Source organism: Bathymodiolus japonicus methanotrophic gill symbiont (assembly GCF_019721995.1).
GTDB lineage: Bacteria > Pseudomonadota > Gammaproteobacteria > Methylococcales > Methylomonadaceae > Methyloprofundus.
In genome coordinates, this window is sequence record NZ_BLYC01000087.1 from 1 (window position 1) to 7,906 (window position 7,906).

5 protein-coding genes and 3 pseudogenes are annotated in these 7,906 nt (G+C 38.1%); 3 read left to right on the top strand and 5 right to left on the bottom strand.

Features of this window, described 5'->3' with window-relative positions; all coding sequences use genetic code 11:
• Together K6984_RS29515 and K6984_RS29520 are read left to right on the top strand one after the other, a co-directional pair.
• Positions 1-919 (top strand): annotated as a pseudogene (locus K6984_RS29515) (DNA phosphorothioation-dependent restriction protein DptH); the annotation flags it as partial.
• 97 nt (positions 920-1,016) lie between these two features.
• Positions 1,017-2,117 (top strand): IS3 family transposase, encoded by a 1,101-nt coding sequence (locus tag K6984_RS29520; RefSeq protein ID WP_230988190.1) that lies wholly within the window; start codon positions 1,017-1,019, stop codon positions 2,115-2,117.
• 14 nt (positions 2,118-2,131) lie between these two features.
• Here K6984_RS29520 and K6984_RS29525 read toward each other — a convergent pair.
• The 4 genes and pseudogenes from K6984_RS29525 to K6984_RS29540 all read right to left on the bottom strand — a co-directional run.
• Positions 2,132-2,821, bottom strand: a pseudogene (locus tag K6984_RS29525) (IS1 family transposase); the annotation flags it as partial.
• Between the two features lie 70 nt (positions 2,822-2,891).
• Positions 2,892-3,008: pseudogene (locus K6984_RS29530) on the bottom strand (type I restriction-modification system subunit M N-terminal domain-containing protein); the annotation flags it as partial.
• A 95-nt stretch (positions 3,009-3,103) separates the two neighbouring features.
• Entirely contained in the window at positions 3,104-3,325 is a 222-nt protein-coding gene (locus K6984_RS29535; protein ID WP_221898550.1) for a hypothetical protein, read from the bottom strand.
• 27 nt (positions 3,326-3,352) lie between these two features.
• Positions 3,353-3,667: a YHYH domain-containing protein gene (locus tag K6984_RS29540; protein WP_338024579.1), complete on the bottom strand. Its 315-nt coding sequence runs from the start codon at positions 3,665-3,667 to the stop codon at positions 3,353-3,355.
• Between the two features lie 386 nt (positions 3,668-4,053).
• Here K6984_RS29540 and K6984_RS29545 point away from each other — a divergent pair, with 386 nt between their 5' ends.
• The gene (locus tag K6984_RS29545) at positions 4,054-7,347 is read left to right on the top strand and encodes a DEAD/DEAH box helicase family protein (protein WP_221898551.1); all 3,294 of its coding nucleotides are present in this window, start codon (positions 4,054-4,056) and stop codon (positions 7,345-7,347) included.
• A gap of 144 nt (positions 7,348-7,491) precedes the next feature.
• On the opposite strand, the gene K6984_RS29550 is transcribed toward K6984_RS29545, so the two are convergent.
• A partial coding sequence (locus K6984_RS29550) for an IS630 family transposase (protein ID WP_221898552.1) occupies positions 7,492-7,906 on the bottom strand: 415 nt, incomplete at its 5' end.

Sequence of the window (7,906 nt, forward strand, 5' to 3'; positions counted from 1 at the left end):
TCGAGACAAAACATCGGAGAAATACCAATTTCACTGCCTTGTCTTGCAAGAGAGCCTATTTAATATTGATGATTTTCGACATATTTTTTTAGTAGATGACAAGAAACAAAGGCTTATTCTTCAAACGGCAGAAAGCTGTCTGATTCTGAATCCAGAGCTCGAAAGTAGTTTTGAATTAAGTGAACTTACTCAATGTATTGATGTAAATGAAGTAGGCACTCTAAACTTTCAAAAGATGTCCAATGAATCTGATGAAGTTGAGTTCACTTTAAAAAATAAAGATGTATCGTTAGATTTTTATATTGAAGGGGCTGTTGCAACTGAAGCGCTGACATTGCCCTTATTATTAGATAAAGACCGTTGTATTCGATTCTTTAAAGATGATTATTTTGGTGTTTTTAATAGAGCTAAAAGCAAAGTACTTATTGATAATAAGGAAGTGTCTCCAAAGGGACGACGGTTAACGTTACTCCAAAGAGAAGAGGACATTCTCCATGGTGACCTTTTGTATTGCCGAGATGAAGCTAAACAAGTCTTTACTATTGAAAATCTACAAGCGACTTATCCTGAACTATCAGATGCATATAAAGCATTATTTGATCATTTAAAACAGCTGCGTAGTCTGATATCTCTTGCATCATGGGGAGTGTTATTCACTAGCTTAATCACAAAAGTTATTGAAAAATATCACAAGGCTTTATCAGAAATTCTTGAGAATGAACTACTAAATAATGATCAAAAAATATTGTTAAAAATTGGGATTTGGGAAAATGAAGGTGATAAATGGTTAACTCCTTTCCATCCTGTTGTTATGGCCTATTACTTGAATTTAGCAAAAGAAATTGAGGCGAATAGCAAGAGATTTATAATCCCCCAGCAAATCCAGACAAGAAATCAAAGCAATCTTATTCCAAATTAGTTACTATTTGTAAAAAATTGGAGTATTAAAATGAGCAGAAAAAGAACGGTCTACAGTGCTGAATTTAAAAGCAAGTTGGTATTAGAAGTTTTAAAGAATGAAAAAAACACTGCAAGAAATTGCCAGTGCAAATAACATCACACCTAAGAACCTACAAAACTGGAAAAAAATATTCTTAGACAATGCAGAAATAGCAATGGAGCCCTCCAAAGCCGTTAAAGATTACAAAGAGGATCTATTAGCAGCTCAAGAACAAAATGAGATGCTCACAAAAATCGTAGGAAAAATGACGGTTGAAAAGGAGTGGCTCGAAAAAAAGCTAAAAAGCTTGGACTCATCTGATAGAAAACAGTTGATTGAGCCCAAGCTTAACACTCTACCTCTAACACAGCAGTGTGCATTATTAGGATTAAATAGAAGCAATCTCTATTACAAAAAAAGAGAGAATAAAAAGAAAGAAGAGATCAAAACTCAGATTAATCACATTTTTAAAGACATCCCTATTTATGGTGCGGCTAAAGTACACCAGCAGTTGCTTGAAGGTGGTTTTAAAGTCAGTTTAAACACGGTGGCGAGTTATCGGCAGCAGATGGGCTTGAAAGCCGTATTAGCGGTAAAACAAGTCAATACAACGATCCCCATAAAAGAACATAAAAAATATACTTATAAGCTTAGAGATCTTGATATATCACACGCTAACCAAGTTTGGAGTACAGATATAACCTATATTAAAACCAAAGAAGGGATGGTTTATTTAGCGGCGATTATTGATTGGCACTCAAAAGCAGTGCTCGCCCATAAAATATCAAACACAATGGATTCTTTTTTAGTTATGGATGTATTAGATGAAGCGCTTTCTCTCTACGGAACACCTGAAATTTTTAATACGGATCAAGGCAGTCAATACACCAGTGAAATTCATACCCAACGACTAAAAAACAAAGGCATTACTATTTCTATGGATGGAAAAGGACGAGCAACGGATAATATTTGTATTGAACGGTTTTGGCGAAGTGCAAAATGTGAGCGTATTTATTTAAATGAATATGGTTCAATTAGAGCGTTAATAGAAGATGTTGATGACTATATTGAGTTTTATAATCATCAACGGTTTCATGAAACCCTGGACTATAAAAAACCAATGAATGTATATAGAGAAAGTATTTTAGCTAATGAACAGCAGAATGAAGCGGCTTAGGAATATGGAATAAGGATTGTTGAAAAATCTGTCTTGACTCTTTGGGGTGCTATAATCCATGCTCTAAAATTCAAGTTTTTACGTTCAATTTTTTGGGTGTTTTTCTTACCTATTTCATGTTTCTCAGCATCGAGATGACGTTCATAAGCGCCCCAGTCATCGGTGTAATAACGACTGATATTTAAAGGCAAAAGTAACGCTTTTAATTCTTTGAAAACAATGTCCTTACGCTTGCCAAAAACATAAGCGAGTACCGTGTTGGTTTTATGATCAACAGCATGCCATAGCCAGCGTTGATTGCTTTTATTTCCTACAAAAGACCACTGTTCATCCATTTCGGCTTCATCACAGCAGACCTGTTCTAGTCTGACTTCCAATGGTTTCCCTTGATCAAAGGTCTGAAAAAGAGGGTTCACTTGAACAAGACTGTTTTCTTTGTTTTTTAAAGTACGAGTCACCGTATTTTTATTGATTTTAAGAACCCTAGCCGTGTCTCGAGTGCCACTACTATTGATAGCCATTTCGACAACGTGTTCTTTGGTTCCAAATTCACATGCTTTATAACAATATTCCAACATGAAGGTGTTGGTTGAGCAAGCTGTGGTCTGGCAACGATATCGCTGCACACCACGATCGCTACTACCTGATTTCATCAGGTTGGAATTAGTACAGTTAGGGCAGGTGATTTCTTGATAATATTTCATGAGGGAATTATGCAATAAATCACTTTCTTATTCTATTGCTCTCATGCTAAACACAGGTTTAACCCACTACGAACAAAGCACCTAATACGTACTGCTTAAAATCCCAACCATCGACTGACCCACGAACCTCATTCGCAATTTTCCAAATTTGGCTTTGTAGTTCGCTACGTTGTTGTGTACTTGTCATGGTGATATACCTGTTTTAATTATGTTTTAACAGTACCTTCGCCAATTTTAATTTAAGCCAGAAATGACAATCTTAAACCTATATAAATCAACCGTTTATAGGCTGTAAAATTCATAGAAATGAGTGTATTTTAATTTTGGCGAAGGTATTGATACCTCCGCTGTCAGCCCCGGACGGGCTGATAGTCTCCAGAAGGCGCAGGGAAATTTGCCAATCCGAAGTGCGCGATAGCGCGCGAGGGAGGCTAAAATTTTATCCCGAATAGCCGTAGAGCCATTTGTGCTCAGTCTGTGGCGGACGCAGGGCGGCTGGAGCATCTCCTATTCGCTGCGTAGGTGAACGAATTACGGCGACAGGAGTCCCGGAATTTCGTGAGGTAGCATGGCGCGCCTGAAATCCTGGCTATGATCGTCAGCTTGATCAATTAATGCAGGGGAGGGCAGTTCACCTTTGCTTAATGCGGATTGTGTTGGTTTATTTGGTTCAGAACGTTTCGTTAATTTCTTTTGCGTATGACAGTGATAAGTAGCGGTCTTTTTGTTGGTGTGACATCCTTCTTTATTTAGACCTCCAGTATGCGAATAGGAACTAACGGGAAGTGTTAGTAGTAATGTATATAAAAGTCGCTTAGATAGCATGTATTGGCCTTTAAAAAGCATTAGCAGGGGGTTTATTGTAAGTCTTATTCTTGTAATAAGATTCAAGCTTTTTTTAAAAGTACATTATCATTAAAAACGCTTTTTACAGCCAGTTTAGGGTTTAGAGTTTTCCCCGTATTCCCTTTGAAACGGTTTTGAAGGGTGTTTTATCAGTATTTTACCAGGGTTAAATCCCTAATATATATTATTATTAGAGAAGTAACCTTGGTAACCCATCCTCAAAACCGTTAATATGAACAACGGATTTCTTTCTTAACTGTCTTTTTATCATTTTATCTATGCAAACATCGATTGCGTTTACTTTTTATCACTCTAAAACTCCTTTATCAAAATGTTATTTTCGTAATGAAGCAGGCGAGGTTTGTTCTAAAAGGCCATCCTCGAAAATGATTAAAAGTTTCGCGCAGTATATAGAAATAGATTTTTTAGAATTTCCTGATTTTTTAAAGACGGCAAGTTCTTATCATGCATTAACAGCAGATGTGTTTGAGCATTCTTTTTTTGGTAAACAAGTATTGTGTCTTTCTAAGACTTTGTACGATGAACAAGACAGAGAGCATGAGTATTCTGCTGCTGAAGATAAACCACTTTATATCACCCGCTCTAAAGCGTTTTTATCCCCCCGTTTTAATCCAATAAATGGTTTGGTGATTTTAGACATTGATGATTCAGGGGAAGGGGAGTTAACGCCACCCGCTGAGATGTATAAAATCCTTTGTCAGCTTATTCCGGGGTTTGAGTCTGTGTTGTGTTTTAGTCAGGGTTCTAGCTCGTCACGGGTAAAGGGATTTAATAAGAACGGGTATCGCTTTTATTTTCCAAGTAGCACGCCGACTTTAATACCTGGGTTTATTAAAGCCTTGGCACGTCGATTAGTCGATTATCAAGCATCCATAGAAACAACGCTGGAAGTAGGCGATCCTATTAGACAGCCGGTATCGATTGATACCGCGATGGCAAGTGCTGTGCAGTTGGATTATTGTGGCACACCTGTGGTTTCTGATGATGTTGAATTAGAGGATGTAAAGGTTGTTTGGCATCAATGTTCTGGGCAGGCGTTGGATTGTGATTGCTTTGGTGATTTAGAGGTAATAGAGAAAGGGGTTTCTAATGGGTATGTGTTTGATCAGCATCAAGTGGGGCAAGGTAATCAATTGTCTGAATCTGAAGACGATATTCAAGCCTTAAATTTTGATCGGCCTTTGTACTTTGGGCAAGGCGATACGACCGTAGAGAGCGTTTTAAAAAGCCCAAAAAGGTATGATAAAAAACAGTTAGCAGATCCGATTGAAGGGCCTGGTTATCGTAGTGGTCGGACCTGTGCAGTATTCTATGCTAATGGTCGAGATAGTGATAACCAAGGGCCTCAGATCTATTCTCAAGCGCATGGCGGGCAGTTGTATAGTTTGGTTAGACCTGCTTTTCCTGAGAAGAAGGCTGTTTTGCCGGTTAATGACGCATGTGCTGTATTGAATGAAGCTGTTTTTAATTTCTTTAAAGCGGTTGATAACCCTAAATTAGTACCTGAATTCTATGGGGAGCGTTCTTTAACTCAAGTTTTGCAGGACAAAAGGATAGGTTCCTTAGCGGTGCCTAATACGGTGATTGCCGCGACCGCAGGATTAGGTAAAACACGCGCTATTTTTAAGGCAGCGGCTGAGATGAAGGCAGCGGGAAGGCCTTTGTTTGTACATTTGTATGTCCCTCGGCATAAGTTAGCAGGTGAGTTAAAAAAAGACATGATGGAGCGTTTTCCTGGTTTAAATATTGAGGTACGCAAGGGGCGACGTGTTGAGGGCATGTGTGCTAATTATGATCAAGTGAAACTTTATGAAAATATTGTTCCCTCGGTCACACAAGCCTTTTGTAGTAATGCGGGTAAACAATGTCAGTTTTTTGAAAACTGTGCGTATTTAAAACAGTTTGATACATCAGCTGATGTTTTAATCTTAGCGCAGCATTATTTAAATACGTTTTTATCGAAGTCTGAAAAGAGGCCTGATCTGGTTGTGATTGATGAACGTTATTACGATGTGATTACAGGCCATAATAAATATGCAGCCAAGCAGTTAAAGGCAGCTTTAAGTTTCGCGGGAGTTCGGGCATTACATGAGGCATTTAGTCATTGCCCTGCGAATAATGCGCAGTTAGTTTGGCAATGGGAGCAGTGTTTAATTGAGGCGGGAACTCAGAATACGCTTGATTCAGAGAAAGCGTCATTAGCGGCTTTTGTACGAGATTATGAAGCGCAATGTATGTCAGAAAATAATGAGGTTGTGCCTGGCGATAGTCCAGCAAAATTAAAATATAAGTTGGCTTATATTAATGATAATCGAGAGGATTATCGTTTTGCTTCTATCTTGCTACGTATTTGTCAGGATAACAGTGATGCGTCTCATTTTAGCTGCATTCAAGGTCAGTTTGTTATACACCAGGGTTTATATACTAAATCTTTAACGCGTCAGGGCAGTGAAAATAATTTAGGCGATAAGTTGAGCCGCTTAGGGGCAGATCGTTATACTCAGTTCTTACTTAAAGTACCTATTTTGTGCATTGATGGAGATGCGTCAGAGATCCTTGCGCAGGATTTATTAAAACGGCCTAATGCTTCTTATCCACCCATTAACTTTATACAAATTAATGCGCAGCGGCGATTATGTGTCACGCAGTGTCATAGTAAAGTTTTTGGTAAAAACTCTTTAAATGGTTCAGACATTAAAATCTTACAAGCGCTGGCTAAAATAATTAACCGCACAGCGGCTTCAAATTATGCGGTTTATAAGGAGCCGACGCTCTTAGTGACGTATTTGGGTCTTGAGGAAAATAAGAAATTTACTGAGCTATTAGAACATCTTGAAATATCTGAGAAAGGTAAAGGGTATTTAGCGATTGCTCACTTTAATGATACGCGAGGGATAAATCAGTATTCAAACTATCATTGTATTATTTTAGGGCGTAATCAAATGTCTGGGATGGATGCTTTACTGCAATCTGAGGATTTAAGTAAAGACCCGAACAAAGTACGAATAAGGAGTAGAAAAGGGGATGAATTTAATGTCTTACAGTTAAAGGCGTACCAAGCAGGAAAAGGTGTTGATAGAGAAAGATCGAGAGGAAAGGGTCGATATTTTAATAACCCATATACAGATGCTATTTTAGCTCAGACACGAGAGCATGAAATAACACAAGCCATTGCACGGATAAGAGATGTTAGATCACCGCATCATAAACAAGTACTTATTTTAGGATCACTTGCTATTGATTTAAAAATAGATCGTGTTGTTACCTGGCAAGAACTGGATGTAAAAAATCAGCAAACAGATGTGATTAATTGTTACACACAACATGATGGCAGATTTTTACGGGCGGCTAAGGTGCTATCTGAATTAGATGACAGCTGTTCTCAGGATGGCTGGGCCAATCGAATCAAGAACGATAACAAGCAATACATTTTACCGATGAGTGAGTGGGATATTCAATGCTGCAAAGCATTGAGTGATGCAAGTAAACCAGGGGAAGAGATTAACTTTAATCAGCATTTATTTCCAGAGATTAAAGCGTTAAAAGACATTAAAATACCTGGTAAAAATCATACTTATCGCGTAAATTATGATGCAGACCGACACACGGAAGAGTCCGTTGTAACGTGGGTTGCAGAGATTTTAGAGGGAATAAAATAGAATGTTTTTTAAATAAATAATTTGTTAAAAATACCATAATGGTTGTGATAGTGATTTTGTAAGCGTTAACCAAGGTCAACTCAGTTAGAAGCTAATAAAAAGAATAAAAGAGAGACGGTAGGTTATACCAATCCCAATAAATTCCTACTCCAACAATGCCCATTTACGTGAGCATAAACTATGAACAGCCTCAGCACATTTCGCAAACTTATTCCATGCTTGGCAACATACCGATACAATTTCATCATAATCTTCAAAACACCGATTTGAAAAGTCTGACCGTCGTAATTGTTGCCAAATTTGCTCGACTGGGTTGAGCTCTGGTGAATAAGGAGGTAACGGCATTATCGTTATATTAGTAGGCATATCAAGTTTTTCAGTGAGGTGCCAAGCAGCGCGGTCAACAATAAGTAGAGCATGTTTACTTGATGTTACCGTCGTTGAAATAATATTAAGGTGGTGCTGCATACCTTCAGTATTCGCTTTTGGCATAATTAACCCCGCCGTTTTGCTATTCTCTGGACAGACGGCACCAAAAATATAAGCGGCTGTAAATTGT

Excerpts from the sequence above, each read along its gene's own strand:
- K6984_RS29540 (WP_338024579.1), bottom strand. The coding sequence starts at position 3,667 with ATGCTTTTTAAAGGCCAATACATGCTATCTAAGCGACTTTTATATACA.
- K6984_RS29520 (WP_230988190.1), top strand. The coding sequence starts at position 1,017 with ATGAAAAAAACACTGCAAGAAATTGCCAGTGCAAATAACATCACACCT.
- K6984_RS29545 (WP_221898551.1), top strand. The coding sequence starts at position 4,054 with ATGATTAAAAGTTTCGCGCAGTATATAGAAATAGATTTTTTAGAATTT.
- K6984_RS29535 (WP_221898550.1), bottom strand. The coding sequence starts at position 3,325 with ATGCTCCAGCCGCCCTGCGTCCGCCACAGACTGAGCACAAATGGCTCT.